Source organism: Microbacterium sp. A93, from assembly GCF_051842835.1.
Map to the genome: position 1 here is coordinate 119,926 of NZ_JBPXMT010000016.1, position 26,160 is coordinate 146,085.

The window sequence follows — 26,160 nt, forward strand, 5'->3', positions numbered from 1 at the left end:
AGCATGCCCGTCACTTCGCACGCCCTGTCTCACGCCGAGGATCTTGCCGATTTCGTCGCGGCTTCCCCCTCCAGCTACCACGCCGCCGAAGAGGTCGCGCGGCGCTTGGAATCGGTGGGCTTCACCCGTCTCGAGGAAACCGCAGCCTGGCCGACACAGGCCGGCGGCCGGTTCGTCGTCGTACGTGACGGAGCCGCAATCGCATGGACGGTGCCGGCGGATGCCGCGGTGACAACTCCCACGCAGATCTTCGGTGCGCACACGGACTCCCCGGGTTTCAAGCTCAAGCCGAAGCCGACCACCGGCTCACGCGGCTGGTTGCAGGCCGGCGTCGAGGTCTATGGCGGGCCGCTGCTGAATTCGTGGCTCGACCGTGAGCTCCGCCTCGCCGGACGCCTCGCTCTGGCCGATGGGCGCGTCGTGCTCGCCGATACCGGCCCTCTGCTGCGCCTGCCGCAGCTGGCCGTACATTTAGACCGCGAGGCGAACAGCGGGCTGGCGCTCGACAAGCAGCTGCACACTCAGCCGGTGTGGGGCCTCGGCGACCCGACCGAAGAGGACCTGCTCGGCGAGCTTGCGGCCTCGGCCGGAGTCAACGCCGCCGACATCCGCGGCTTCGACGCGGTCGTTGCCGACTCCGCGCGCGGTGCGGTCTTCGGCAAGGACAGTGCATTCTTCGCCAGTGGACGCCTCGATGACCTGGCATCCGTGCACGCGGGAGTTGTCGCACTCGCAGGTCTCGCCGCTGATACGCCTGGGATCGCCATCCTCGCGGCATTCGACCATGAGGAGCTGGGCTCCAACTCGCGCTCCGGCGCGGCAGGCCCTTTCCTCGAAGATGTCCTGGCCCGTGTCTACGCAGGCCTCGGGGCGGATGCCACCGAGCAGCGTCGAGCATTCGCGGCATCCTGGCACCTCTCCAGCGATGTCGGACACTCCGTGCATCCCAACTACGCGCACAAGCACGACCCGGTCGTCCAGCCTCTGCTGGGGTCGGGGCCGATCCTGAAGGTCAACGCCAACCAGCGCTACGCCACGGATGCCACCGGCGCCGCCGCCTGGGCACAGTGGTGTGAGACGGCAGGGGTGGCCTCGCAGGAGTTCGTCTCGAACAACGCGGTGCCGTGCGGTTCGACGATCGGCCCGATCACCGCAACCCGCCTCGGCATCCGAACGGTGGATGTCGGCATCCCGATCCTCTCGATGCACTCCGCGCGTGAGCTCGCTGGCGTCTCTGACCTGTATGCGCTGACCCAGGTCGCCGAGGCGTTCTTCCAGGCCTGAGCCCTGGTACCGGCGCGGCGCGGTCCCGCGACACCTGCACGGCCCGCATCCGATGCCGAGCGGGTCACCGCATCTGAAGCCCATCGACACCGTACTGGTGCCAGTATGGGGGCATGTCAGAGAAGATCGCAGCGGGGCCCGGCCTGATCGAGCGTGCGGGCATCGAAGTCATTCCGGAATCTGAGCGTACGGCGAAGCCCCGCGACCTGTTCTGGCCGTGGTTCGCGGCGAACGTGTCCGTGTTCGGCATGTCCTACGGCTCGTTCGTGCTGGGCTTCGGCATCTCGTTCTGGCAGGCGACGATCGTGTCGATCATCGGCATCGTCGTCTCGTTCCTGCTCTGCGGGCTCATCGCGATCGCCGGCAAGCGCGGCTCGGCGCCGACGATGGTGCTCTCCCGCGCGGCGTTCGGCGTGCACGGACAAAAGGTGCCTGGCATCGTGTCGTGGCTGACCTCGATCGGCTGGGAGACGTTCCTGGCGATCTTGGCGGTGCTCGCCACAGCGACCGTCATCACGCAGCTCGGCGGCGACGGCGAGAGCATCGCACTGAAGATCACCGCCACGATCATCGTCGCCGCACTCATCGTCGCGGCATCCGTTCTCGGCTATCACACGATCATGAAGATGCAGTCGGTGCTCACCTGGATCACGGGTGCCGTCACGATCCTCTACGTGATCCTCGCCTTCTCGCACATCGACTTCACTGCCGTCATGGCTCTGCCCAACGGCAGCCTCGCGCACACCATCGGCGCGCTCGTGATGGTGATGACCGGTTTCGGGCTTGGCTGGATCAACATCGCCGCCGACTGGTCGCGCTACCAGAAGCGCACAGCCTCTGATGGTGCGATCGTCGCGTGGAACACGATCGGCGGCTCCATCGCACCGATCATCCTCGTCATCTTCGGGCTGCTGCTGGGCGCATCCGACGAGGATCTTCTGAACGCGATCGCCGGCGACCCGGTGGGCGCGCTCGCCACGATCTTGCCGATCTGGGTGCTCATCCCGTTCCTCCTGACGGCCGTGCTCGCGCTCGTCTCCGGTGCGGTGCTCGGCATCTACTCCTCCGGCCTCACACTGCTCAGCCTCGGCATCCGCATTCCTCGCCCGTCGGCGGCCGCGATCGACGGCGTCATCCTCACCATCGGCACGATCTTCGTGGTGTTCTTCGCAACCGACTTCCTCGGGCCGTTCCAGAGCTTCCTCATCACGCTCGGTGTGCCGCTCGCCTCGTGGGCCGGCATCCTGATCGCCGACATTCTGCGCCGCAAGAAGGATTACGACGAGGATGCGCTGTTCGACGCGAAGGGGCGCTACGGCGCGTGGGATTGGACCTCGATCATCACCATGGTCGTCACCAGCGTCATCGGCTGGGGCCTGGTCATCAACAACTTCGCCGAAGATGCCGCCTGGAACAACTGGCAGGGCTACCTGCTGTTCATCGTCGGCGGCAAGGACGGCGACTGGGCGTACGCGAACCTCGGCGTCTTCTTCGCGCTGGTGCTGTCGTTCCTGGTGACATACTTCGCTCGCGCGGGAAAGATCCGGCGGCAGGAACAAGCGTGACCGACACAGAGCCCTGGCTCGTCGTCATCGATCCGCAGGCGATCTTCGCATCACCGGATTCCGCCTGGGGTTCGCCGTTCTTCGTCGATGCGATGCCGCGTATTCGTGCGCTGGCGGGTGCCTTCGGCGAGCGCGTCATCGTCACCAGGTGGATGCCGACGGCAGATCGATCCACCTCGTGGGGTGAGTACTTCGCGAGCTGGCCATTCGCGGATCAACCACAGACAGATCCGCTGTTCGACCTGGTCCCCGCAGCCCGCGATCTCACCCCGCATCCGACACTCGACCTGCCGACCTTCGGCAAGTGGGGTGCTTCCATGGAGGCCGTTGTCGGCCGCGGCGCGCACATCGTTCTCGCAGGAGTGTCGACCGACTGCTGCGTGATCTCGACCGCGCTCGCCGCAGCGGATGCCGGAGCCCACATCACCATCGCCGCAGACGCCTGCGCGGGCTCGAGCGCAGAGAACCATTCGGCGGCGATCCAGGTGATGGGACTCTACCCACCGCAGATCACGATCAGCACCGCAGCAGAGGTGCTCGCAGAACTCACCTGAACAGGTGTCCAGCGCTTTGCTATCGTCAGTGCCAGTACATAACTGACGACGACTCTGACTGAACGACACCTGACGAAACTGATGTGATGCCTGAAGACACCTCGCCCCCTGCTCCCTCGAACCGACGAATCGCGGCCCCGCCGCCTCGCTGGCCAGTGCTGATCGGCTCGGCGGCTGCAATTCTGGCTATCGCGCTGTGGGCGATCTTCGCTCCGGTTCAGGCCGGCGAAGTGATCGGCGTCATGGTCGGATGGATCGCGACAAACTTCGGCTGGTACTTCGTTCTCACCGCAGCGATCGTCGTGGTGTTCGTGCTGATTTTGGCGTTCTCCTCGGTGGGGCGCACCAAGCTCGGACCCGATCATTCCAAGCCGCAATTCAGCATGTTCACGTGGGCCTCGATGCTGTTTGCCGCTGGCATCGGCATCGACCTGATGTTCTTCGCCGTCTCCGAGCCCGCAGCGCAATACATGCAGCCGCCGACCGGCGAAGGCGAGACGATCGCCGCCGCCCGGCAGGCGATCGTCTGGACGTTCTTCCACTACGGCCCCGTCGGCTGGGCAATGTACGCGCTGATGGGCGCAGCGTTCGCCTACTTCGCCTACCGTCTCAACAAGCCGTTGACGATCCGGTCGGTGCTCTCTCCGATCTTCGGCAAGTTCACGAACGGCTGGGTCGGGCACAGCGTCGACATCTTCACTGTGCTCGGCACCGTCTTCGGCATCGCCACCACACTCGGCATCGGTGTCGTGCAACTCAGTTACGGAATGCACGTGCTGTTCGGCACTCCGGATGGGGTCTCGATGCAGATCGCACTGATCGTGCTCGCCGTGGCGATGGCGACCATCTCCACCGTGTCGGGTGTCGAGAAGGGCATCCGTCGGCTGTCTGAGGCCAACGTCATCCTCGCTATCGTGCTGCTCGTCTGGATCACGATCACCGGCCAGACACGTCGCATCATGGACGGCCTCGTGATGAACATCGGCGATTTCGTCGCCACGTTCCCCAGCCTGCTCATGGAGACATTCGCGTGGAGTCGTCCCGATGACTGGATGCAGGGGTGGACGCTGTTCTTCTGGGCGTGGTGGATCGCGTGGGCCCCGTTCGTCGGCTTGTTCCTGGCGCGCATCTCCCGCGGCCGGACGCTGCGCCAGTTCATCGTCGGCGTGCTGGTGATCCCGTTTGCGTTCATCGCGATCTTCATCTCCGTCTTCGGCAACTCCGCGCTCGAGCTCATCCTCGGAGGCGACACCGCCTTCGCGGAGTCGGCCGTCAACACCCCAGAGCGGGCGTTCTTCGACCTGCTGCAGCAGTACCCGGCGGCCCCGGTAGTGCTCGCAGTGGCGCTGCTGACCGGACTGCTCTTCTATGTGACATCCGCCGACTCTGGCGCCCTTGTGCTGGCGAACCTGACGTCGAAGATGGAAGACCCCAGGCAGGATGCTGGCAAGCTCCTGCGCGTCTTCTGGGCGATCGCCACGGGACTACTGACCCTCGGAATGCTGTTGGTCGGCGGAGTGCCGACCTTGCAGGCAGCGACGCTGATCATCGGCCTGCCGGTATCGCTGTTGCTGTACCTGGTGATGTTCTCGCTGTACCGCTCACTGGGCGCTGAAAAGCAACGTCGTGCGGGATATCTCGCCACGATCCCTGGTCGCTTCGGCCCGACGCAGACGAACTGGCGTCAGCGGCTGAAGCGCTCCACGTCCTACCCTCAGCGCGCGCAGACAATCACCTATCTGGAAACGACTGTTGCGCCCGCACTCAAGGAGGTCACCGACGAACTGCAGGCAGCCGGAGTGCCGGCGACGCTGGAACGTATCGACATCGAGTCGCTGGATGTGCCCTCGATGGTGCTCACCGTGCATTACGACGGCAGCGAAGACTTCATCTATCAGGTGTATCCGATCAGTCACGAGCTGCCGACTTTCGCCTACAGAAGTGTCAGTGAGTCCGACCAGTACTTCCGGCTCGAGATCTTCTCTGCCATCGGTTCGCGCGGGTACGACGTCTACGGCTACACGAGCGAACAGCTCATCACCGATGTGCTGAGCGGCTATGAATCCCACCTGGAGTACCTGCGCATCACGGTCGACGTTGCGGAGCCCGTCTTCACAGAGGCACTACCGGTAGTCACCGACTGGCAGGACGATTTCCAGGATCCGGCATCCGACACGAACGGTGCCGACGGTGCCAACGGCTCAGCGCACACCTCCGCAGAGAACACGACCAAGGAGACCCCATGACCTCGACACTCTTCATCGACGGCATCTGGACCTCGGCGATCGATGGCGGTATCAGAGAGATCCGCTGCCCGGCAGATGGCTCACTCGTCGCTGTCGTCGACGAGGCTTCCGAAGCTGACACGATTTCGGCGATCCAGGCCGCACGTCGCGCGTTCGACAGCGGCGTGTGGAGCTCGACACCGGCTCCCGAGCGCGGTGACTTCCTGCTGCAGGTGGCCGAGCGCCTGCGGGAGCGCAAGGAAGAGTTCGCGCGCGCCGAGTCTCTCGACACCGGCAAGCGCCTGGTCGAATCGCGCATCGACATGGACGACATCGCGGCCTGCTTCGACTACTTCGGAAAGCTCGCAGCCCAGGATGCCGGGCGGATCGTCGATGCCGGAGACGCAAACGTCCTCAGCCGCATCGAGCATGAGCCGGTCGGGGTGTGCGCGCTGATCACCCCGTGGAACTACCCGCTGCTGCAGGCCGCGTGGAAGATCGCACCGGCGCTGGCTGCCGGAAACACGTTCGTCCTGAAGCCCGCCGAGCTGAGCCCGCACACGGCGATCCTGATGATGGACGTGCTCGACGAGCTCGGTCTGCCAGCGGGCGTCGCCAACCTCGTGCTCGGCGCTGGTGCCACCGCGGGCGGGCCGCTGTCCACCCACGAAGACGTGGACATGGTCTCGTTCACTGGCGGGCTGGTCACTGGTCGACTGCTGGCGGCGAATGCCGCGGCGACCGTGAAGAAGGTGGCGCTGGAGCTGGGCGGCAAGAACCCGAATGTGATCTTCGCGGATGCCGACTTCGATGCGGCGGTCGACAACGCGCTGAATGCGGCGTTCGTGCACTCGGGGCAGGTCTGCTCTGCCGGCGCCCGACTGATCGTCGAGGAGTCGATCGCCGAGCGCTTTGTCGATGAACTCGTGCGAAAGGCAGAGGCGATCCGTCTCGGCGGACCGTTCGACGACGATGCGGAAACGGGCCCTCTCATCTCCGCCGCGCACCGCGAGAAGGTCGACGCCTACGTGCAGGCGGGCGTCGCCGAAGGCGCACGATTGCGCACCGGAGGGCGGGCGCCGGAGGGCGATCTGGCGGACGGCTTCTACTACCTGCCAACCATCCTCGATCAGGTGAAGCGCGGCATGTCGGTGGTGCGTGACGAGGCCTTCGGCCCTGTCGTCACCGTCGAGACATTTTCCACCGAGGACGAAGCGGTCGAGATCGCCAACGACACCATCTACGGGCTCGCTGGCGCCGTCTGGACGCAGGATGCCGGGCGCAGCCAGCGCATCGCCCGGCGGCTCCGCCACGGCACGATCTGGATCAACGATTACCACCCCTACCTCCCGCAGGCGGAATGGGGCGGGTTCAAGCAGTCCGGCTTCGGCCGTGAGCTGGGCCCGACGGGTCTCGCGGAGTACCAGGAGGCCAAGCACATCTACCAGAACCTCACCCCCGCGGTGACGGGCTGGTTCCCCGAGCGCTGACGCACCGAACCGGAGTGATGACGATGAAGACGACACATACTTTCGATTACGTGATCGTCGGCGGTGGCTCCGCCGGCGCCGCGGTGGCTGCCCGGCTGAGTGAGGACCCCACGGTCACGGTGGGCCTGCTCGAGGCCGGCCCCTCCGATACAGATGAACAGGTCGTGCTGCAGCTTGATCGGTGGATGGAGCTGCTGGAATCCGGCTTCGACTGGGACTATCCGATCGAGCCGCAGTCGAACGGCAACTCGTTCATGCGGCACGCACGCGCGAAGGTGCTGGGCGGATGTTCCTCACACAACTCCTGCATCGCCTTCTGGGCGCCGCGCGAAGATCTCGACGAGTGGGCACACACGCACGGAGCGAGCGGCTGGGAATCGGAGCAGACGTTCCCGCTGTACAAGAAGCTGGAGACGAACGAGCTGCAGGGCGAGCTTCACGGCCACGACGGCCCGGTGCATCTGATGAACGTTCCGGCAGTCGACCCGTGCGGCATCGCACTGCTGGATGCCTGCGAACAGGCAGGCATCCCCCGCGTGCAGTTCAACACCGGCGAGACGGTCATCAACGGCGCGAACTTCTTCCAGATCAACCGCCAGGCTGACGGCACTCGCGCATCGTCGTCGGTGTCGTACCTGCATCCGATTCTGGAGCGGGAGAATCTCACGATCCTCACCGGTCAGCACGTCAAGGAGCTCACCTTCTCCGATGAGAACGTGTGCACAGGGGTGATAAGCGTCGACAATCCCTTCGCGCGGCCTGCGCACATCGCAGCACGTCGTGAGGTCATCGTCTCGGCGGGCGCCATCAACACCCCTCAGCTGCTCATGCTCTCCGGGATCGGCCCGGCCGAACACCTGCGCGAGGTCGGTATCGAGGTGCGGGTGGACTCCCCTGGCGTCGGCTCGAATCTCGCCGATCATCCAGAGGGCGTCGTGCAGTGGGAGGCGAAGAAGCCCATGCCGCGCACATCGACGCAGTGGTGGGAGATCGGGATCTTCACACCGACCGAGGAGGGGCTAGACCGGCCCGATCTGATGATGCATTACGGCTCGGTGCCGTTCGACATGCACACCTATCGTGCTGGCTATCCCACAGCCGAGGAGATGATCTGTCTGACCCCGAACGTGACCCACGCACGCTCGCGCGGCACCGTGCGGCTACGCTCGATCGACTACCGTGACAAGCCCAAAGTGGACCCGCGCTACTTCACCGACTCCGAGGGTCACGATATGCGGGTGATGATCGACGGCATCCGCAAGGCGCGCCAGATCGTCGCGCAGCCGGCGATGGCTGAATGGGCCGGACGCGAGCTCGCACCCGGAGCGGATGCCTCAAGCGATGAAGATCTGGCCGCCTATATCCGCGCCACCCACAACACCGTCTACCATCCGGTGGGCACGGTACGGATGGGCGCCGCCGATGATGCGAGCTCACCGCTGGATCCGCAGTTGCGCGTCAAGGGTGTGACCGGCTTGCGTGTGGTGGATGCCTCGGCGATGCCGGAGATCACCACGGTCAACCCGAACATCACCGTGATGATGATGGGCGAGAAGTGCGCGGAGATGATTCGCTCGGGCAGCTGACTTCGCTGTTGCGCACGTCAGGCGTTGCGGACCGCAGCGGCGATGTCGGCGGGTGTGCCGCGCCACGGGGCGCCATGGCCGGGCAGCACCCAGGATGCCTGAACCCGTGCCAGAGCGTCGAGGGATGCCAGGGCTTCAGCCGGTTCATCAGTAAATGGGGCGGGCTGCGGGCCCTGCTGACCGGTGAGCACGTGCCGGGTGGTGAGCGCGTCGCCGACAAATACCGCGTCCGCCGCGGGCACGTGTACGGCGATACTGCCGGGCGAGTGACCGGGCATCCCGATGATCACCGGCGCACCAGGCAGGTCGAGGACATCACCCTCGGCGACCGCGGTGACTTCCTGCACGTATCGGGTGCGCATTGCGTTCTTGCGCAGCCCGTAGGCGAAGAAGCTCAGCATCGGGCCGATGCGCGATGGGCCCATCGGGGTCTTCGACTTCTCGCCCGTGCGGGTGCGGACGGCATCCGCCGCGTGCACGTAGACCGGCACGCCGGTCTCCTGCCGTAGCCGTTCGGCGAAGCCGATGTGGTCGCTGTCGCCATGGGTGAGGATGAGCCCGCGGATGTCGGAGAGCGGACGTCCGATTGCCTCGAGCTCCTGCTGCAGATCTCGCCAGTGCCCCGGCAAGCCGGCGTCGATGAGAGTGATCCCCTCCGGCACATCGATCAGGTACGAGGCGACGATGTCATTGCCCAGACGGTGCAGGTGCGGTGCAAGCTTCATGGTCGCGTCCTTTCTCCGCCATCCGTGTGGCGCTTGTCATGGCTACAGTACGTAGCTATGATGGCTAATGTCAATAGCTACGGAGGTTCGGATGCCCACGCCGGAACGCACGTCCTATCCAGCGATCGTCGCCGCTGGGCGAGAGATCCTCGAAGAGAGCGGCCTGGCCGGCCTGACGATGCAGGCCGTCGCCACGCGCGTCGGAGTGCGCGCACCGTCGCTCTACAAACGGGTGCAGGATCGGGATGCACTGATCGCCGCCGTCGCCGAGGCCGTGGTAGACGAGCTCGCCGTACGCCTAGAGAATGCGGGCGATGACCTCGCGTCCCTCGCGCTGGTCTATCGTGCGCACGCCTACGCCTTTCCGGAGGGGTTCCGCCTGATGTTCACCGCATCCGCCCCGCTGGCCTCGCTCGATCGGGCTGCCGCTCCCGTCATCCGCGCCGCATCCGCACTCGTCGGCGAAGCCGATGCCCTCGATGCCGCCCGTCTCTTCACCGCCTGGGCCACCGGCTTCCTGCAGATGGAACTGTCAGGCGCTTTCCGCCTAGGCGGTGACGTCGATCAGGCGTTCACCTACGGCCTACGCCACCTCCTCACCGCACTCACCCCCCGAACCGCCCCGAGGACGAGCGGATCCCTGCCAGACTGATCCGTGGAAGGGGTTCCATGACCACGCTCACGCACGAGGCCGCACACGACGAAGACAACCCGAAGAAGCCGCATCGGCGGTGGCGCAAGACGAGGATCACCCTCGGAATCATCATCGTCATCGCACTGGTGGTCGCAATCATCGGAGCCATCACCCCCTGGCCGTCCGCCATGGTGATCCGGGCCGTCTTCACTCAGGGCGGCGACGCCACCGCTGCCGAGATGAAAAAGTACGTCCCGGATACGAAGCTCACCGAGACGCTCGACGTCGCCTACGGCGATGACGGCGTCGACACGACGATGGATGTCTTCACTCCAGCATCCGCCACAGGCCCCCTGCCGACCATCGTCTGGATTCACGGCGGTGCATGGATCTCCGGGTCCAAGGAGAACATCGACCCGTACATGCGCATCCTTGCCGCCGAGGGGTACACGACCATCGCCGTGAACTACACGCTCGGCCCGGAGGGCACCTACCCGAAAGCCGTCCACCAGATCAACACCGCACTCGGGTACATCAACGAGAACGCCGATGAGCTGAACGTCGATGCATCCCAGATCGTGCTCGCCGGAGACTCGGCCGGCGGCCAGCTGGCAAGCCAGATGGCGACGCTCATCACGAGCACGGACTACGCCGAGATCATGGGCATCACCCCGTCGCTGTCGTCCGATCAGGTCATCGCGACGGTGCTGAACTGCGGCGTCTACGACCTCGCAGCCCTCGCCGCGCTGGACGGCATCGTCGGTTGGGGCTTGAAGACGTCGATGTGGGCGTACGCCGGCAAGAAGACCTGGGCAGAAGGATCCACGGGCGCGACAATGTCGACCGTGAACTGGGTCACGGAGGACTTCCCGACCACGTATATCTCCGGCGGGAACGGCGATGCCCTCACCTGGTTGCAGTCGATCCCGATGGCGCAGCGCCTGGATGAGCTCGGCGTCGACGTGACGACACTGTTCTGGCCGGCACCCCACGAGCCCGCTCTTCCGCACGAGTACCAGTTCCACCTCGACATGCCGGATGCCCAGACCGCCCTGCAGAAGACCATCGATTTCCTGAACGCGCACACGACCCGCTGACCCCCTGACCCCCTGACACCGGTTGCGAGTGGCCGGTTGTGGCTCGATTTTCACAAGATTCAGAGCCACAAACGACCACTCGCAAGGTGTCACTGGCGTAACGTTCAGAGCATCATGAGCACAGGCAACGAGCGCGCGCTCGAAGACGGAATCGTCACCGACCTCACCGGACGGATGACCTACGGGTCGTACCTCGAATTGGACAAGCTACTCGATGCGCAGCATCCGGTCAGCACACCGGAGCATCACGACGAGATGCTGTTCATCATCCAGCACCAGACCACCGAGCTGTGGCTGAAACAGCTCCTGCATGAGCTGTCATCCGCGCGTGACCTGCTGGCCAGCGATGACCTGCGCGAAGCACTCAAGCGCGTCGCGCGCGTCAAGCGCATCCAGGACGTCATGACCCAGCAGTGGTCGGTGCTCGCGACCCTCACCCCGACCGAGTACGCGCAGTTCCGCGGAGCGCTGGGCAACTCTTCCGGATTCCAATCCGTGCAGTATCGAGCCGTCGAGTTCGCCCTGGGGAACAAGAACGAACGGATGCTGTCGGTCTTCCGCGACCACCCCGCCAACCTCGCCCTGCTCACCGTCGAGTTCGAACGGCCCACGCTGTACGACGAGTTCCTGCGATACGCGTCTCGCCGAGGCATCCCGATTCCGACTGAGATCCTCGAGCGCGACGTGCGCGAGCCGTACCGGCCGCACGCGTCACTCGTGCCAGCAATCCAGGAAATCTACGAGAACCCGAAGACCCACTGGGATCTCTACGAGGCCTGCGAAGACCTCGTAGACCTCGAGGACAACTTTCAGTTCTGGCGCTTCCGGCACCTGAAGACCGTCACACGCACGATCGGCATGAAACCCGGCACCGGCGGATCCAGTGGCGTCGGCTTCCTGCAGCGCGCCCTCGAACTCACCTTCTTCCCCGAGCTGTACACCGTGCGCACCGAGATCGGCGTGTGATGCGTGCGGTCACGTACTTCGACGGTGCGGTGCTGCGCGAAGGGACGCTGACGAAGGATGCCAAGGGCATCACGCTGCTTCATTCACCCGCGCCTCAGCACGCGAAGCGACTCGACGGCGTGCTCACCGGGCTGTTCAGCGACCACCATGTGCACCTGCAGCTCATCGATCCGAGCGCGCTTGCATCGAGCCGACTGGGTAGGGTGATCGACCTGGGCGCGAACGTCGACGTGGTGCGCGATTACGACCTCGCGCTTGAGAACGACGGCATCGAGTGCGAGTACGCCGGCCCCTTCCTGACCGCAGTCGGCGGCTATCCTGCCGATCGGGACTGGGCGCCGGAGGGCGCCGTGCACCAAGTGCAGGATGCCGCGGACGCCGCCACCGTGATCGGCGCACTCGCCGCGGCCGGGGTGAGTTGGATCAAGGTCGTCGGCAACAGCGACGCGGGCCCGGTGCTGGACGACGAGCTGTTCCGCGCTGTGGTTCGCGAAGCCGCCGAGCACCGCCTTCCGGTCGTGGCGCATGCCGAGGGCGCAGGTCAGGCGCAGCGCGTCGCTCACCTTGGCGCGTCCCGTCTCGCGCACGCACCATTCACGGAGCGACTCACCGATGACGAGATCGCGGTGCAGGTGGCATCCGTCTCTTGGGTCTCGACGATGGCGATCCACGAGGGTGAGGCATATGCGCATGTGGTCGACAACGTGCGCCGTTTCGCGGCAGCCGGTGGAGATCTGGTCTACGGCAGCGATATGGGCAACGGCCCGACCCCGGTCGATCTGCGGGATGCTGAGATCGAGGCGCTGCGCGAGGCAGGTGTAGATGGGGTCGCTCTGCTGACGGCGCTCGCGCCGCTCGAGATCGGGTCGGGCGACCTTCTCCTTCTCCCTGACGGCGACCCTGTGCGCTCCCGCCGTCTCACGATCGCCGATCTGGAGGATTGACATGTCTGACCTGCTCGAGCTCGCCCGTTCGCTGGACGCGCGCGACCCGCTGGCTGGCCACCTCGACGCGTTCGTGGATGCGCCAGGCGTCAGCGCATACCTCGACGGCAACTCCCTCGGCCGCCCACTGCGCTCGCTTCCCGACCGTCTCGCGTCGTTCGTGCGCGAAGACTGGGGCACGCGTCTGATCCGCTCCTGGGACGAGCAGTGGATGGACCTGCCGATCGAGCTCGGAGACCGGATCGCCGCGCTGTGCCTGGGCGCTGCCCCCGGACAGACGGTGGTCGCCGATTCGACGACCGTGCTGCTGTACAAGCTCATGCGCGCCGCGGTGGCTGCGCGGCCCGACCGCAGCGAGATCGTGATCGAGGAGGGCAACTTCCCCACCGACCGCTTCGTCGCCGAGGGCATCGCCGCCGAGCGCGGGCTGACGCTGCGCTGGATCTCGGGTGACCCGACGGCGGGCGTGCAGGCATCCGATATGGCGGGGATCGTGTCAGATCAGACCGCACTGGTCGTGCTCAGCCACGTCGATTACCGCTCGGGCGCACTGGCCGACATGGCCTCGATCACGGATGCCGTGCATGCGTCGGGCGCGCTCATGATGTGGGATCTGTGCCACTCCGTCGGTGTGATCCCGATCGAGCTCGACGCATGCGGCGTCGACCTTGCGGTCGGCTGCACGTACAAGTATCTGAACGGCGGGCCGGGCTCTCCGGCTTTCGCGTACGTCAACGCCCGCCACCACGGCGCACTCGCCCAGCCCATCCAGGGGTGGATGGGGGCGGGCGACGTGTTCGCGATGGGTTCCGCGTACGCGCCGGCCAACGGCATCCGTCAGTTCATCAGCGGCACGCCTCCGGTGCTCGGGATGCTGGCGATGCAGGGGATGCTCGACCTGATCGAAGACGCGACGATCGCAGCCGTGCGCGAGAAGTCGATGACCCTCACGGATCTTGTGGTGCGGGCGTTCGATGAGGAACTCGCTGCCTCAGGCGTGCGACTTCTCAGCCCGCGCGATGCCGGCCGCCGCGGCGGCCATGTGACGATCGGGCATCCGGACTTCGCCGAGGTGACGAAGACTCTGTGGGCGGATGGGGTGATCCCGGACTTCCGATTCCCCGATGGCATCCGTCTCGGGCTGTCGCCGTTGAGCACGTCATATGCCGAGGCGGTGGCTGGGGTGCTGGCCGTGCGCGACGCGCTAAGGGTGTGATGGGGTCGCCCTAGGATGAGAGGCGATGAACAACGCCGATGAGGACAAGAGCTGCGGCCCCGGCTGCACGTGTGGAGCACCAGCCCGCGACCAGTTTCTGACGCTGGGCGCGACCGTGACGGCGAGCATCCCGACACCCGTCGCTCCATCAGCCGATCGGCATCCGATCGCCCAGACCGAGATTCCTGCCGGGACTTTCCTGATGGGTGATTCCTCCGGCGATCAGAACCACGGCGATGGAGAGACGCCTCGACACGAGGTGACGCTGCCCGCGTTCTCGATCGACGCGACCGCCGTCACGAACGACGCCTTCGCCGCGTTCATCGCGGCGACCGGGTACCTGACCGAGGCGGAGACGTTCGAATTCTCTGCCGTCTTCCACCTGGCCCTCGCCGCTGCGGAAGAGGACGTCCTCGGCCAGCCGCCTGGGACCCCCTGGTGGTTCGGAGTCCGCGGCGCCGACTGGGCGCACCCCGGTGGGCGCGAGTCCAGCATCGACGGCCTTGGCGACCACCCGGCCGTACACGTCAGCTGGAACGACGCGGTCGCCTACTGCGAGTGGGTCGGCCGACGGCTGCCCACTGAGGCCGAGTGGGAGTACGCGTCGCGCGGCGGCCTGCACGCCGCCAAATACCCGTGGGGTGACGACGAAGTCGATGCCGGTGGGTGGAGGGCGAACATCTTCCAGGGCTCCTTCCCTCGCGAGAACACATTGGAAGATGGGTTCCTCACCACTGCGCCCGTTCGCTCGTTCCAGCCCAACGGATTCGGCCTCTGGCAGAGTGTCGGCAACGTCTGGGAATGGTGCGCCGACTGGTTCGACCCGACCTACTACGAGCGCGCTCCCGGGGCCGCGCCGAAGGGTGCAGAGGTAGGAAACTCCCGCGTCCTCCGCGGCGGGAGCTACCTGTGCCACATCTCGTATTGCAACCGGTACCGCAACTCGGCACGTTCCCAGAACACTCCCGATTCCTCGATGGGCAACGCCGGATTCAGGACGGTGGGATTGTGAGTCCTCGCGAACGCTTCCCCGCGGCCGTGTACCGACACGGAGCGGAGCCCGATGCGCGCTTCACATTCGCGAACGAACGCACCTTCCTCGCGTGGACTCGGACCGCACTCGCTCTCGTCGCCGCAGGCGTGGCGCTCGAACTCCTCGGACTCGATCTGCAGCCCACGCTCAAGCTCGCCGCATCCCTCGTCCTGATCGGCACCGGCATCGTCACACCTGCACTCGCATGGGTCGGCTGGATCCGCAGCGAACGGGCGCTGCGACTGGGCAACCCGCTCCCGGCTTCGCTGCTTGCACCATTGGCAGGACTCGCGGTGACTCTCTCGGGAGTGCTGATCCTCATCGCAACGCTGGTGTGATGGCGCTTTACGACCCAGGCTTGCAACCCGAGCGCACCGAATTGGCGTGGCGCCGCACAGCGCTCGCAATCGCGGTCGGTTCGCTCGTGAGCATGCGTGTGTTGCCCGTCATGCTCGGATCCGTACTGTGGATGCTCCTCGGCGTCGCCGGAATGATCATCGCTGCGCTGATGTGGCTCGCCGCCCGGGCCCGCTACCGCAGCGGATACCGGGCACTCCACGACAACGAGGGCAAGGTCGCACTACCCGACGGCAGCTTGATCGCGGTGACAGCCCTGTTCAGCATCGGCGTAGGCCTGGTCGCCCTCGCCGCAGTGATCGTCACTGTTGCCCCTTGAGCCGCTAGCCGGCGACCTCGCGATCAAAACCCTCGTAGGCGAGCGGCGGCAGCAGCCGCACGCGGTGGGAGCATCCGAACGCCGTCGACCTCGGTCACGACATATGCGCGACGGGCGAACTTGTCGATCTCGGTGAAGCGTGCGGGCAAAGTCAGCGAAGAGACGTTGTCACGCTCTTACGCATGACGGCCGTCCGCCCGGACTTCAGAAGGTGCGGTGCGTGAAGCGTCCTCCGAGCAGTGTGGCCGCGACCGGCATGTCGCGGAGCTCATCGCGGTCGCAGGCATTCGGATCGCGGTCGACGATCACCAGGTCGGCCGGCTGACCGACCTCGAGTGTCGAGCGTGCGGATGATGCGAGCGCGACGTCGAGTGGCAGTCGCTGCTCTGGATGCCAGGAATCGCGTTCTCCTCGGCTGCGAGAAGTGGCAGCGCTGATCGAGATCCATGGATCAAGAGGCGCGACCGGCGCATCCGATCCCAGTCGCAGCTCTGCACCGGAGCGGTGCAGTGATCCGAACGCGAACGCGTGAGCAGTGCGGCCTGCCCAGTGATGGTCGGCGACATCACGGTCGTCCATCGCGTGTTCCGGCTGGATGCTGGCTGCAAGGCCCAACTCGGCGAAGCGGGAGAAATCGTCCTCACGAACCAGCTGCGCATGCTCGATCACACCCTGCATGCCGAGCTCCGCAAAGGTGTCGAGTACCTCGCTGTTCGCGCGATCACCGATCGCGTGCACAGCTGCTTCGATGCCCGCTTCGCGGGCGCGCTCCAGTAGCCGCCGCAGCTCCGGGACCGGAACGCTCTCCATCCCGCACACGTGCGGGTCTGCCGGGTCAAGTCCGGGGTACGGATCCCAGCACCATGCGGTGCGGGTGTTGAGCGAGCCGTCAACGACGACCTTGAGCCGGCCGAACGTCGCGAGCCCCTGGTCGTCAAGCGCATCACCGGTGCGCAATCCAGCCGCAATAGCCTCTTCCAGACGATCAGGCCAGACCGCCGTATCCACCCGCAGGCTGGTGAGCCCGTTCGCGATGCGCTCACGCCACTCGGCGACATTGTCTGTCGTCTCGAACTCGACGATCCCGACGACGCCTCGAGCGGCCGCTGCCTGAGCAGCCTCCTGGTAGGCCTCGAAGGGCAAGTCGGATGCCGTGTCGAAGGAGTGCAGAAGTTCGATCCACGGCCCCTCACGCAGGACGCCGGTGGCGTCGATCTTGACGTCGAGGTGTGCGGCTGCGGCCGAGTTGAACCACCCACAGTGCAGGTCGCCGCTCACCAGCACGACCGGTACATCGCTGATGACCGCGTCGAGGGCTGCGAGCGTCGCGGGCTCCGACCAGAGGCCGTCTCGGAAGCCGTAGCCCATCAGCATCCCGCCGATCAGCGAAGCTCCGCCTGCGCGAGCGCGGATGACCGTGTCAAGCACGTCCTGCGCACTGCGCGTCTCGGTAAGGTCGATCCGACGCAGGCGAGTCACGTGCTGAGTGAAGTGCACGTGCGAGTCCCACAGGCCAGGGCCGATCCAGCGACCGGAGACATCGACGACCTCGCCTGCCGTCTCTACTGAGCCGGCCAGTCCAATCTCCGCGATGATGCCATCACGAATCACGACGTCGACGGGCTCTGCACCATAGGGACGGGCACCACGCAGGGTAAGAATGTCAGTCACGAACGGTTCTCCTCGGTGTTGGTCGCATCGGTGCGGGTCGCGGCCATACGTGCGGCGAGTGGTGGGTTGAAGTACGGGCCGGGCTTGCCCAGTGCGTCGATGACGCGGTCAACGACCTCGGCAGGTTTGTCCTGGCTCATCTTGTCTTTGGCCTCGAAGCGCTCGACACGCATCCGGAAGCCGACTGTGCCGTGCACGATGCGTTCGGCGTAGGCGGCGTTCTCCAGCGTACGGTTCATCAGGTAGGGCTCCGGCAGCGGGTTCTCGAAGTGCGCGACGAGCTTCTCCAACACCTGCAGGTTCTCCGCATCGGAGAGGATCTCCGGGGTGCCGTAAAGGTGCGCGACAACGAAGTTCCACGTCGGCACCGCCGGTGAGGAGTCATACCACCCGGGCGAGACGTAGCCCTGCGGGCCGTAGATGATGACCATCGCCTCGTGTCCGCCGAGTTCGTGCAAACGTTCGTCCGGACGGCCGACATGGCTCAGCAGCACAATGCCGTCGGCATCCTCATCGAGCAGGATCGGATAGTGCGAGGCGACGAGGCCCTTCCCCGGGACGAAACTGACGATGCTCGCCCACGGGTTCTCACGCACCAGAGCACGGATGGCGTCGACGTCGTCGAGTTCGTAATCGGGGTTGGGCCTCATCGGTGGTCTCCTCGTGCTGGTTATGCAGTGAGCGGGGCGATCTCGTGACGGTGCGGCGTACCGAAGCGGTGCGCCGAGATCGACACGGCCTGCTCGCGCAGGAACGGCAGCAGTTCGATCCTGCCAGCAGACACGACCGGGCCCGCGTATACCGCGACCGCGGGCGAGCCGCCGGTGTGCGCCGCGACCGCTGCGGCGTTGCCGCCCACGAGACGGATGCGCCCGCCGGTCTCGGCGAGGCGTGCGGCGCGAGCACCCCACGCTGCGGCATCTTCGACGGCGACACCGACACTCGCGCCGGAAAGCCAGGCGTGGACGGATGCCGGAAGTTCCGTCGCCGCACTGACGCTGAGCCGGGACCCCGCACGGACACCGGCCGCGATCACGCGAATCGCCTGAGCGGCGCTCGCCTGCTCGAGACGAATCGTGACCGGCATGACGTCGTAGCGCAGCGCATTCTGCTCAGTGATGAGGCCGGTCGCATCGCGCACGGCACTGAACTCGTCGCTCCATGCCGCGACATCCGTGGAGAGAGCGCCCTGCAACCAAGCGGCGTCGACATCCCCTGCATCCTTCGCCGAGGCAAGAGCCGCCAGCGCGGCCTGGGAGACGGCATCCTTCGGAGCATCGGCGGCGACCGGGGCGTCTTCCCAATCGGACAGACCGATCAGGTAGCTCGGACCGCCAGCCTTGGTTCCGGCGCCGACTGCGGCCTTCTTCCAGCCGCCGAAGGGCTGACGCTGCACGATGGCGCCCGTGGTGCCACGATTCACGTAGAGGTTTCCGGCCTGCACGTTCGCGAGCCACTGCGTGATCTCGTCCTCGTCCAGCGAGTGCAGCCCCGAGGTAAGGCCGTAGTCGATCGCGTTGACCATCGCGGTCGCCTCATCGAGCGTCTTCGCGGTCATGATGCCGAGCACCGGACCGAAGTACTCGGTGAGGTGGAAGGGCGAGCCGGCAGCGACACCCTCGCGGATGCCCGGACGCCACATCTTGCCCTCGTCGTCGAGCTTCTCGGGCTCGATGATCCACTTCTCGCCGGGCTCCAGCGTGGTGAGCGCGTGCAGGAGCTTCCCGTCTGCCGGGCCGATCAGCGGTCCGATGCGGCTGGACCCGTCCCACGGCTGTCCGACCTGGTACGAGCCGACCGCGTCGATGAGCTGACGACGGAACCGCTCGCTCTGCGCGGCCGAGCCGACGAGGATGACGAGGGATGCCGCGGAGCACTTCTGCCCGGCGTGACCGAACGCCGAGTAGGCGACGTCACGGGCGGCAAGGTCGAGGTCGGCGTGCGGGGTGACGATGATCGCGTTCTTGCCGCTCGTCTCGGCGAGCAGCGGCAGGTCGGGGCGGAAGCTGCGGAACAGCTCTGCCGTCTCGTAGCCGCCGGTGAGAATGACGCGCTCGACAGCTGGGTCGCTGATGAGGTGCTGACCCAGTTCGCGGCCGTCGAGCTGTACATACTGCAGCACCTCGCGCGGGACTCCCGCTTCCCACAGCGCCTCGATCATGACCGCGCCGGAGCGACGGGCTTGACGGGCCGGCTTGATGATCACGGGAGAGCCGGCAGCGAGAGCGGCGAGCGTGGAGCCGGCGGGGATGGCGACAGGGAAGTTCCACGGCGGGGTGACGACGGTGAGACCTGCGCTCTTGTGCGTCGCACCGTCGATCGCCTCGATGCGCTTGGCGCTCTCGGCGTAGTAGTGCGCGAAGTCGATGGCCTCTGAGACCTCTGGATCACCCTGCTCGAGCACCTTGCCGCACTCGGCGCCCATCACCTCGAGGAGGTCGGCGCGACGAGCCTCGAGGACGTCACCGGCACGGTGCAGGATCTCCGCCCGACCGGCGGCTCCGAGGGCCCGCCAGGCCTCACCTGCTGCGGTGGCTGCGGAGATGACGGCGTCGAGGGATGCTGCGTCCGACAGCGTGTGGGTGCGGACGGTCTCTTCGCCGAGTGCGGAGGACTCCATGCGGGAGCGAATCGCATCGCCCCATGCACGGTTCGCCTTCAGGCTCGGGTCGGTGTCGGGGGCATTGTCGAACTCGTCACGCGGGGACGGCGCAGGCTCGGCGCTGCGATCCTGCGTGCGGTTCGGGCCTGGAACCTCGGCCGGCATCGATGCGATTGAGGCGAGGAAGCGGTCCCGCTCGCGGGCGAACAGCACCGGCTCATCGTCAAGCTCGAACACGGCAGACATGAAGTTGTCGGTGGAAGCGCCTTCTTCGAGTCGGCGGATCAGGTAAGCGATCGCGACGTCGAACTCGGTCGGGTGCACGACAGGCGTGTAGAGCAGCAGCGAGCCGACGGTGCGGCGGACGACGGTCGCCTGCGCGGTGGCCATGCCCAGCAGCATCTCGAATTCGATTCCGGCCGTCGCTTCGCGCTGGTTCGCGAGCAGCCAAGCGAGGGCGATGTCGAACAGGTTGTGCCCGGCGATGCCGATGCGCACGTTCTGCACGTGCTCCGGACGCAGTGCGTAATCGAGTACCGCCTTGTACGAGGCATCCGAAGCCTCCTTGCTGTGCCACGTCGCGAGCGGCCAGCCGTGGGTCTCGGCATCCACCTGCTCCATCGGCAGGTTCGCACCCTTCACGACCCGGACCTTGATCGGTGCCCCGCCGGCGGACACGCGAGCGGCAGACCACTCCTGCAGGTGGATCATCGCGCCGAGGGCGTCCGGCAGGTAAGCCTGCAGCACGATGCCAGCCTCAAGACCGCGGAACTCCTCGCGGTCGAGGATCGAGGTGAAGACCGCGATCGTGAGGTCGAGGTCCTTATACTCCTCCATGTCGAGGTTGATGAACTTTCCGCCGCGGCTCTTGGCGATCCGGAACAGCGGGACGAGAGCGTCGGCGGCATGCCGGACGGCCTCGTCGAACGCCCACGGGCTGTGCGGGGCAACGGTGGATGAGACCTTAATGGAGACGTAGTCGACGTCATCGCGTTCGAGGAGTCGTCGGGTGCCCTCCAGTCGGCGGGCAGCTTCTTCTTCGCCGAGGATCGCCTCTCCGAGGAGATTGATGTTCAGGTGCACGCCCTCGTCCGCACGAATGCGGCGAATCGCCTTGCCGAGCTTGGCATCGGTGGCGTCGACGATGAGGTGCCGGACCATTCCGCGGAGCACGCGACGGCTGATCGGCACAACGATTCCGGGGAACGCCGGAGCCAGCGCACCGCCGATACGGATGAGACCACGCAGCGCCAGCGGGAGGAACTTCGGAGTGAGCGGCACCAGGCCTCGCAGGTTGAGGGCCGCGACCTTCAGATCTTCCGGGCGCACCACACCATCGACGAAACCGACGGTGAAGTCGAGACCGTTCGGGTCGCTGAGCACGCCAGCGAGACGCTTGGCGGCAGTGTCGCTTGGCACCTCGCGACTCTCGACGAGCCAGCGCTGTACGAGCGCGATCGCGTCGTCTGAGAGCGCTGCGAGCTCAGCGTTGCCGGTCGGGGTGGATGTCATCGGGTTCATCGGGTTTCCTCACTCCAGAGCGCGGTGGAACCGCGAGTCTTGATCTCAGTGTGGAGCCGCACTACCCTTCGTGAAAAGCAAGCGTTTACGATAGTTAATATTCGGTTTTCTCGATGATTGTGAGGCGCTCCATGTTCGAGCTTCGACGACTGCGCCTGCTGCATGAATTGGCCCTGCGTGGCACCATCTCGGAGGTTGCCGCAGCCCTCGCGTACAGTCCGTCCACGGTGTCGCAGCAGCTCGCACAACTCGAGCGTGAGGCCGGAGTTTCGTTGCTCGAACCCGACGGTAGGCGCGTCAGGCTCACGACACAAGGGCGTCTGCTCGCCGCGCACGCGGCGCGCGCTCTGGAACTGGACGAGGCCGCACGCGCCGAGCTGTCGTCTTCGCAGCAGATTGAGGAGCGGGTGCGGATCGCCGTCATGCCCACAGCCGCCGAGGCCCTGGTGCCGCCGGCGCTGACCCTGCTCGCCGAGCGGATGCCGGACCTCCGCGTGGAGATGGTGGAGATGGCTCCTGAGGAGGGGCTGTTCGAACTGCAGGCGCGGGGCTTTGACCTCGTGGTCGCCGAGCAATACTCCGGGTACACACGTGAACTGCGCGACGGAATCGATCGCACGCTGCTCGGACCTGACCCGGTGCGCCTGGCCGTACCTCCCGGGTCATCGGCGACGGGCCTGTCCGATCTGCACGATCACGCGTGGGCGATGGAGCCGAAGGGCGCCGCGGTTCGGGAGTGGACCATGCAGCAGTGTCGCGCTGCGGGTTTCGAGCCTGATGTCCGATTCGAGGCCACCGATCTCATCGCGCATGCGCGCCTGGTCGCCGCCGGTCACGCGGTGGCGATGCTGCCCGATCTCGTCTGGACCGGAGACCGCTCCTCGGTGCGGCTGCTCGAGTTGCCAGGGTCCCCTGTGCGCGAGATCTTCGCGGCGACCCGCTCGTCTTCGCGCGACAACACCGCGGTCGCGGCGGTACTCACTGCAATGACGGAGGCTCTCGCCGCGCACGTGCCTCGGTGAATGGTGCCGCACGAACTCGCCAATGTTTCGCCACGTGTCGCCCGCGTTTTCATGTCGCGCACGCCCGATCTAATCTTGCCAGATCAGTTCCCGACCAGAGGAGATCACCGTGTCCACCCCACTGCACCGCCTTTCACCCCTCGAGGTGACGGAGCGTGCGGCGTGCATGTGCGACCACGGAGATGTCTGCTCTTCATTCACACCGGGCCATGCGCTGCACCTGATCCAGGCGCGCCTCGCGTCAGCGACATCCAGCGAATGGGTCGACGGAATCGTCGAATCAGCGGATGCCGTGAGCGGCGACCTGATCGTGCGGGATCTCGACGGCACCGCGCACGCACTGTGGAACGGTTCGGGGGCAGCTCTCGAGGCTGCCGCAGGCACGCCGGTGGCCCTGCACCTTCGTTATCACGTGCTCGCTGTCGGGCGCGTGCAGTTCAACGTCGCATCGGTCTGACTCGACTCGCGTTCCGAATGTGAGGGTTGCTCAGGCAGCCGCCATCATCATGTTCTTCATGTCCATGCAGGCGTCCATGCAGGCCTTACAGGACTGAGCACACATCTTGCAGACCTCGCTGTGATCCGCGTGCTCCATGCAGGAGTCCATGCACAGCTGGCACATGGCGATGCAGGCGTCGAGCATCGACATCATCACGGCGGGTGTCATGCCCTGCATCCGCATCATCGATCGCATCATCGTGTTGCACATGTCGGCGCAGTTCATGCACGACGGCGCGCAATCCATCATCTGCATCGAGCAGATGGTGCAAGCCTGCTCGCAGGCGGAGCAGGCATCCATACAGGCCTGCATGACGGCCATGTCCATCATTTCCATGCCGGGCATCGCCTTCATGTCCTGTGACATGGCACCCATCATCATCGAGTCCATCGCACACCGCTTCCCTCAGATCCGGGGCGAGCAGGGGACCCGCCTGCGGCCAGGTTAGTCCTCCGATGCGGCTACGTCGATGGGGATGTTGCATCCGGCGCAATGCCGAGTGCACCACCCCCATCGCCGTCTGTTATTCCGCGGCAATTAGCCTCTGCCAGTGCTGTTCCGACATCTCTGGCGCAGCGTCGGGGAACTCGATCAACGCCTCTCGAATCGACCCAGTGAAGCGGGCCGGTCGCTCGTACAACGGAGATACCGGCGAGGGGTAGTTGTAGCCCACCTGCAGCGACAGGCAGCCGAGCCCTGCGGGCATGAGTGAGGGAAGCTCCTGCGTCACAACACCCACACCGTCGTACGCCAACGTCGCGAACGCCTTGCCGTCACTCCGATCCAGCGTCAGCGACACTTCGGTGGTGCCCGCCGGTGCGGGAGGCGCACTCACAACGGTGTGTTCCCCCGCCCTGTTCAGGTCGAATACAGCCTTGCCATCGTCCATGAACAGCACGAACCCTGCTGCGCGACGGCCGTAGGAGACGAGCACTCCGCTCTCCTGCCCCACGAAGTCGCTCAGCTGCACCGTGATGCGGAACTCCCGGTCGCCAAACCCTGGCGCGGCAGATCCGTTCGGCAGCCGCGCACCAGGCAGCATCCGATAGCTGGCGCGTTCGCGAACCAGGTCACGAGACTGCACACGCGTCTGCATCCGATCGTCAAGCGGAAGAACGCCGTGCTTCTCGGCTTGCTCCCACCACGCGTCAACAAGAGACTGCGTCAGCTCCGGATGCTGTGCCGAGACGTCCGCGACCTCGTTGAAGTCCTCCCGAATCGCGTACAGCTCCCATCGATCCGCATCGTAATCTGCACCCGGCTCGTGATTCGCGATCGCCTTGTAGCCGTCCTTGACGATGCCCCGGTACCCGGCGGTCTCGAAGTACTGCGTGGACCGGGTGCCTTCGGCATCGGGGTCCGCGAGTGAGTATGCAAGCGAGGTGCCGTCGAAGTCTTCGAACGCCGCACCGCGGAATGACTCGGGAACATCGACGTCGATCGCCTGGAGAATCGTCGGCACGAGATCTGTCACGTGATGGAACTGGTGCCGTACCTGCTCGGCGCGCTGCACATGCCCTGGCCAGTGCACGATGAGAGGCGCGCGAACCCCGCCACCATAGGTGTACTTCTTGTACATCTTCAGCGGCGTGTTCCCTGCCTGCGCCCACCCCGACGGGTAGTGGTTGTGCGTCAGTGGACTGCCCAGGTCGTCGATCATCGCCAGGCTGTCCTCGAAGCGATCCTCGAGACCGAGGAAGTAGCGGTACTCGTTGGCAGAGCCGTGCGGGCCGCCTTCACCACTGGCGCCGTTGTCGGAGAGCAGCACGACGAGCGTGTTCTCCGTCAGCCCCTGTTCCTGAAGGAACGCCAGGAGCCGTCCGATCTGCGCGTCGGTGTACTCCATGAATGCGGCGAAGACCTCTTGCATGCGCGCATAGAGCCGCTTCTGGTCATCACTGAGTCCATCCCATGCCGCTACGCCAGGGTTCGCTGGCGGGAGCTCGGTGCCTTCTGGGACGATCCCGCGCTCGATCTGGCGGCGCAGGATTCGTGCGCGTTCCTCGTCCCACCCGTGGTCGTATGCTCCTTGATATCGGGCGATGTAGTCCTTCGGCGCCTGATGCGGCGCGTGGCCTGCTCCGAACGCAAGGTGGAGATAGAAGGGTCGTTCCGGGGTCGCGCTGACGTGATCTGCGAGGTAGCGTCGCGACCGGTCGACCAGGTCGGCACTCACGTGGTACTCCGGGTCCTCTGGCAACTCGGCGTAGTGCTGGTCCTCCCAGACTTCGGGAGCCCACTGGTCTTCCTCACCACCGAGGAAGCCGTAATACCGGTCGAAACCGCGGCCGGTCGGCCACTGTTCAAAGGGGCCGGCCTGCGTCATCTGCGACGGCGGGGTGAGGTGCCATTTGCCAACGGCATAGGTGGCATACCCCTCCTCTTTGAGGATCTCCGGGAGCATCGGCACTTCGCGCCGTACCGCTCCGCGGTATCCGGGGAATCCGCTGTCGAAGTCCGCGAGGAACCCCACCCCGACCGCATGGTGGTTGCGCCCAGTGAGCAAGGATGCCCGGGTCGGCGAGCACAGGGCCGCGACATGGAAGTTCGAGTACCTCGCGCCACCTTCGGCAAGGCTGTCGATGTGCGGCGTCGCGATCGACGAACCGTAGCAGCCGAGCTGCCCGAAGCCCACGTCGTCCAGGACGATCGTGATGACGTTCGGCGCCCCCTCGCGTGCGCCGCGGGATTGTTCCCACGCCGGAGTCGAGTCGGCGACCGTGCGTCCGATGGTGCCGCCGAAACTCGTGTTCGATTCGTTGCTCATGGTTCTTTCTGTCTTTCCTGCAGAGGATGAAGGACTGCGCCCGCTCTGACACGACGGAGACGGCGAGCATGCACCCGCCGCCT

22 protein-coding genes are annotated in these 26,160 nt (G+C 65.8%); 17 read left to right on the forward strand and 5 right to left on the reverse strand.

The features are described from left to right. Window positions 1-3: 3 nt before the first annotated feature. The 6 genes from ACSU1G_RS31115 to ACSU1G_RS31140 all read left to right on the forward strand — a co-directional run bounded on the left by ACSU1G_RS31115 (window position 4) and on the right by ACSU1G_RS31140 (window position 8,704). Window positions 4-1,284 carry a M18 family aminopeptidase gene (locus ACSU1G_RS31115; protein ID WP_439284957.1) on the forward strand — a complete coding sequence of 427 codons (1,281 nt, stop codon included), beginning with the start codon at window positions 4-6 and terminating at the stop codon, window positions 1,282-1,284. A gap of 113 nt (window positions 1,285-1,397) precedes the next feature. Beyond that, window positions 1,398-2,849 carry a purine-cytosine permease family protein gene (locus tag ACSU1G_RS31120; protein ID WP_439284958.1) on the forward strand — a complete coding sequence of 484 codons (1,452 nt, stop codon included), beginning with the start codon at window positions 1,398-1,400 and terminating at the stop codon, window positions 2,847-2,849. Further along, window positions 2,846-3,403: a cysteine hydrolase family protein gene (locus ACSU1G_RS31125; protein ID WP_439284960.1), complete on the forward strand. Its 558-nt coding sequence runs from the start codon at window positions 2,846-2,848 to the stop codon at window positions 3,401-3,403. The genes ACSU1G_RS31120 and ACSU1G_RS31125 overlap by 4 nt, the downstream gene beginning before the upstream one ends. A gap of 86 nt (window positions 3,404-3,489) precedes the next feature. Then, window positions 3,490-5,649 carry a choline BCCT transporter BetT gene (betT, locus tag ACSU1G_RS31130; RefSeq protein WP_439284961.1) on the forward strand — a complete coding sequence of 720 codons (2,160 nt, stop codon included), beginning with the start codon at window positions 3,490-3,492 and terminating at the stop codon, window positions 5,647-5,649. Next, the gene (locus ACSU1G_RS31135; protein WP_439284963.1) at window positions 5,646-7,118 is read left to right on the forward strand and encodes an aldehyde dehydrogenase family protein; all 1,473 of its coding nucleotides are present in this window, start codon (window positions 5,646-5,648) and stop codon (window positions 7,116-7,118) included. Before betT ends, ACSU1G_RS31135 begins: the two co-directional genes overlap by 4 nt. 23 nt (window positions 7,119-7,141) lie before the next feature. Further along, the gene (locus ACSU1G_RS31140; protein ID WP_439285090.1) at window positions 7,142-8,704 is read left to right on the forward strand and encodes a GMC family oxidoreductase; all 1,563 of its coding nucleotides are present in this window, start codon (window positions 7,142-7,144) and stop codon (window positions 8,702-8,704) included. Between the two features lie 17 nt (window positions 8,705-8,721). Here ACSU1G_RS31140 and ACSU1G_RS31145 read toward each other — a convergent pair whose 3' ends face one another. Then, window positions 8,722-9,429: an MBL fold metallo-hydrolase gene (locus tag ACSU1G_RS31145; RefSeq protein ID WP_439284964.1), complete on the reverse strand. Its 708-nt coding sequence runs from the start codon at window positions 9,427-9,429 to the stop codon at window positions 8,722-8,724. A gap of 91 nt (window positions 9,430-9,520) precedes the next feature. Here ACSU1G_RS31145 and ACSU1G_RS31150 point away from each other — a divergent pair, with 91 nt between their 5' ends. From ACSU1G_RS31150 to ACSU1G_RS31185, 8 genes are all read left to right on the forward strand, one after another. Continuing rightward, complete coding sequence (locus ACSU1G_RS31150) at window positions 9,521-10,081, forward strand: TetR/AcrR family transcriptional regulator (RefSeq protein ID WP_439284965.1); 561 nt, start codon at window positions 9,521-9,523, stop codon at window positions 10,079-10,081. Between the two features lie 17 nt (window positions 10,082-10,098). After that, entirely contained in the window at window positions 10,099-11,160 is a 1,062-nt protein-coding gene (locus ACSU1G_RS31155; protein ID WP_439284967.1) for an alpha/beta hydrolase, read from the forward strand. A 114-nt stretch (window positions 11,161-11,274) separates the two neighbouring features. After that, window positions 11,275-12,126: a tryptophan 2,3-dioxygenase gene (locus ACSU1G_RS31160; RefSeq protein WP_439284969.1), complete on the forward strand. Its 852-nt coding sequence runs from the start codon at window positions 11,275-11,277 to the stop codon at window positions 12,124-12,126. Continuing rightward, window positions 12,126-13,070 carry a hydrolase gene (locus tag ACSU1G_RS31165; protein WP_439284971.1) on the forward strand — a complete coding sequence of 315 codons (945 nt, stop codon included), beginning with the start codon at window positions 12,126-12,128 and terminating at the stop codon, window positions 13,068-13,070. Before ACSU1G_RS31160 ends, ACSU1G_RS31165 begins: the two co-directional genes overlap by 1 nt. Before the next feature lies 1 nt (window position 13,071). Continuing rightward, window positions 13,072-14,286, forward strand: a complete 1,215-nt coding sequence (locus ACSU1G_RS31170; protein WP_439284973.1) for a kynureninase — start codon at window positions 13,072-13,074, stop codon at window positions 14,284-14,286. Between the two features lie 25 nt (window positions 14,287-14,311). Further along, complete coding sequence (locus ACSU1G_RS31175) at window positions 14,312-15,298, forward strand: formylglycine-generating enzyme family protein (protein ID WP_439284974.1); 987 nt, start codon at window positions 14,312-14,314, stop codon at window positions 15,296-15,298. Continuing rightward, window positions 15,295-15,657 carry a YidH family protein gene (locus tag ACSU1G_RS31180; protein WP_439284975.1) on the forward strand — a complete coding sequence of 121 codons (363 nt, stop codon included), beginning with the start codon at window positions 15,295-15,297 and terminating at the stop codon, window positions 15,655-15,657. Before ACSU1G_RS31175 ends, ACSU1G_RS31180 begins: the two co-directional genes overlap by 4 nt. Next, entirely contained in the window at window positions 15,657-15,995 is a 339-nt protein-coding gene (locus ACSU1G_RS31185) for a DUF202 domain-containing protein (RefSeq protein ID WP_439284976.1), read from the forward strand. Before ACSU1G_RS31180 ends, ACSU1G_RS31185 begins: the two co-directional genes overlap by 1 nt. 204 nt (window positions 15,996-16,199) lie before the next feature. On the opposite strand, the gene ACSU1G_RS31190 is transcribed toward ACSU1G_RS31185, so the two are convergent. The 3 genes from ACSU1G_RS31190 to ACSU1G_RS31200 are packed head-to-tail and all read right to left on the reverse strand — an operon-like array spanning window position 16,200 to window position 21,789. Beyond that, window positions 16,200-17,666 (reverse strand): amidohydrolase, encoded by a 1,467-nt coding sequence (locus tag ACSU1G_RS31190; protein ID WP_439284978.1) that lies wholly within the window; start codon window positions 17,664-17,666, stop codon window positions 16,200-16,202. Then, the gene (locus ACSU1G_RS31195) at window positions 17,663-18,316 is read right to left on the reverse strand and encodes an FMN-binding negative transcriptional regulator (protein ID WP_439284980.1); all 654 of its coding nucleotides are present in this window, start codon (window positions 18,314-18,316) and stop codon (window positions 17,663-17,665) included. The genes ACSU1G_RS31190 and ACSU1G_RS31195 overlap by 4 nt, the downstream gene beginning before the upstream one ends. A 20-nt stretch (window positions 18,317-18,336) precedes the next feature. Further along, window positions 18,337-21,789 (reverse strand): proline dehydrogenase family protein, encoded by a 3,453-nt coding sequence (locus ACSU1G_RS31200; RefSeq protein ID WP_439284982.1) that lies wholly within the window; start codon window positions 21,787-21,789, stop codon window positions 18,337-18,339. 131 nt (window positions 21,790-21,920) lie between these two features. On the opposite strand from ACSU1G_RS31200, the gene ACSU1G_RS31205 reads away from it, so the two are divergent. From ACSU1G_RS31205 to ACSU1G_RS31215, 3 genes are all read left to right on the forward strand, one after another. Continuing rightward, window positions 21,921-22,811, forward strand: a complete 891-nt coding sequence (locus ACSU1G_RS31205) for a LysR family transcriptional regulator (protein WP_439284983.1) — start codon at window positions 21,921-21,923, stop codon at window positions 22,809-22,811. A 109-nt stretch (window positions 22,812-22,920) separates the two neighbouring features. After that, window positions 22,921-23,268, forward strand: a complete 348-nt coding sequence (locus ACSU1G_RS31210) for a hypothetical protein (protein WP_439284985.1) — start codon at window positions 22,921-22,923, stop codon at window positions 23,266-23,268. A 148-nt stretch (window positions 23,269-23,416) separates the two neighbouring features. Beyond that, window positions 23,417-23,758, forward strand: a complete 342-nt coding sequence (locus ACSU1G_RS31215) for a hypothetical protein (protein ID WP_439284987.1) — start codon at window positions 23,417-23,419, stop codon at window positions 23,756-23,758. 75 nt (window positions 23,759-23,833) lie between these two features. On the opposite strand, the gene ACSU1G_RS31220 is transcribed toward ACSU1G_RS31215, so the two are convergent. Continuing rightward, window positions 23,834-26,077 carry an arylsulfatase gene (locus ACSU1G_RS31220; RefSeq protein ID WP_439284989.1) on the reverse strand — a complete coding sequence of 748 codons (2,244 nt, stop codon included), beginning with the start codon at window positions 26,075-26,077 and terminating at the stop codon, window positions 23,834-23,836. Window positions 26,078-26,160 lie beyond the last annotated feature (83 nt).

What these genes read in the sequence shown, in the direction of transcription:
- ACSU1G_RS31185 (WP_439284976.1), top strand. Translation starts at nt 15,657, where the DNA reads ATGGCGCTTTACGACCCAGGCTTGCAACCCGAGCGCACCGAATTGGCG.
- ACSU1G_RS31135 (WP_439284963.1), top strand. Translation starts at nt 5,646, where the DNA reads ATGACCTCGACACTCTTCATCGACGGCATCTGGACCTCGGCGATCGAT.
- ACSU1G_RS31205 (WP_439284983.1), top strand. Translation starts at nt 21,921, where the DNA reads ATGTTCGAGCTTCGACGACTGCGCCTGCTGCATGAATTGGCCCTGCGT.
- ACSU1G_RS31215 (WP_439284987.1), top strand. Translation starts at nt 23,417, where the DNA reads ATGCACAGCTGGCACATGGCGATGCAGGCGTCGAGCATCGACATCATC.
- ACSU1G_RS31200 (WP_439284982.1), bottom strand. Translation starts at nt 21,789, where the DNA reads ATGAACCCGATGACATCCACCCCGACCGGCAACGCTGAGCTCGCAGCG.
- ACSU1G_RS31145 (WP_439284964.1), bottom strand. Translation starts at nt 9,429, where the DNA reads ATGAAGCTTGCACCGCACCTGCACCGTCTGGGCAATGACATCGTCGCC.
- ACSU1G_RS31220 (WP_439284989.1), bottom strand. Translation starts at nt 26,077, where the DNA reads ATGAGCAACGAATCGAACACGAGTTTCGGCGGCACCATCGGACGCACG.
- ACSU1G_RS31150 (WP_439284965.1), top strand. Translation starts at nt 9,521, where the DNA reads ATGCCCACGCCGGAACGCACGTCCTATCCAGCGATCGTCGCCGCTGGG.
- betT (WP_439284961.1), top strand. Translation starts at nt 3,490, where the DNA reads ATGCCTGAAGACACCTCGCCCCCTGCTCCCTCGAACCGACGAATCGCG.
- ACSU1G_RS31195 (WP_439284980.1), bottom strand. Translation starts at nt 18,316, where the DNA reads ATGAGGCCCAACCCCGATTACGAACTCGACGACGTCGACGCCATCCGT.
- ACSU1G_RS31165 (WP_439284971.1), top strand. Translation starts at nt 12,126, where the DNA reads ATGCGTGCGGTCACGTACTTCGACGGTGCGGTGCTGCGCGAAGGGACG.
- ACSU1G_RS31170 (WP_439284973.1), top strand. Translation starts at nt 13,072, where the DNA reads ATGTCTGACCTGCTCGAGCTCGCCCGTTCGCTGGACGCGCGCGACCCG.
- ACSU1G_RS31175 (WP_439284974.1), top strand. Translation starts at nt 14,312, where the DNA reads ATGAACAACGCCGATGAGGACAAGAGCTGCGGCCCCGGCTGCACGTGT.
- ACSU1G_RS31140 (WP_439285090.1), top strand. Translation starts at nt 7,142, where the DNA reads ATGAAGACGACACATACTTTCGATTACGTGATCGTCGGCGGTGGCTCC.
- ACSU1G_RS31155 (WP_439284967.1), top strand. Translation starts at nt 10,099, where the DNA reads ATGACCACGCTCACGCACGAGGCCGCACACGACGAAGACAACCCGAAG.
- ACSU1G_RS31120 (WP_439284958.1), top strand. Translation starts at nt 1,398, where the DNA reads ATGTCAGAGAAGATCGCAGCGGGGCCCGGCCTGATCGAGCGTGCGGGC.
- ACSU1G_RS31160 (WP_439284969.1), top strand. Translation starts at nt 11,275, where the DNA reads ATGAGCACAGGCAACGAGCGCGCGCTCGAAGACGGAATCGTCACCGAC.
- ACSU1G_RS31115 (WP_439284957.1), top strand. Translation starts at nt 4, where the DNA reads ATGCCCGTCACTTCGCACGCCCTGTCTCACGCCGAGGATCTTGCCGAT.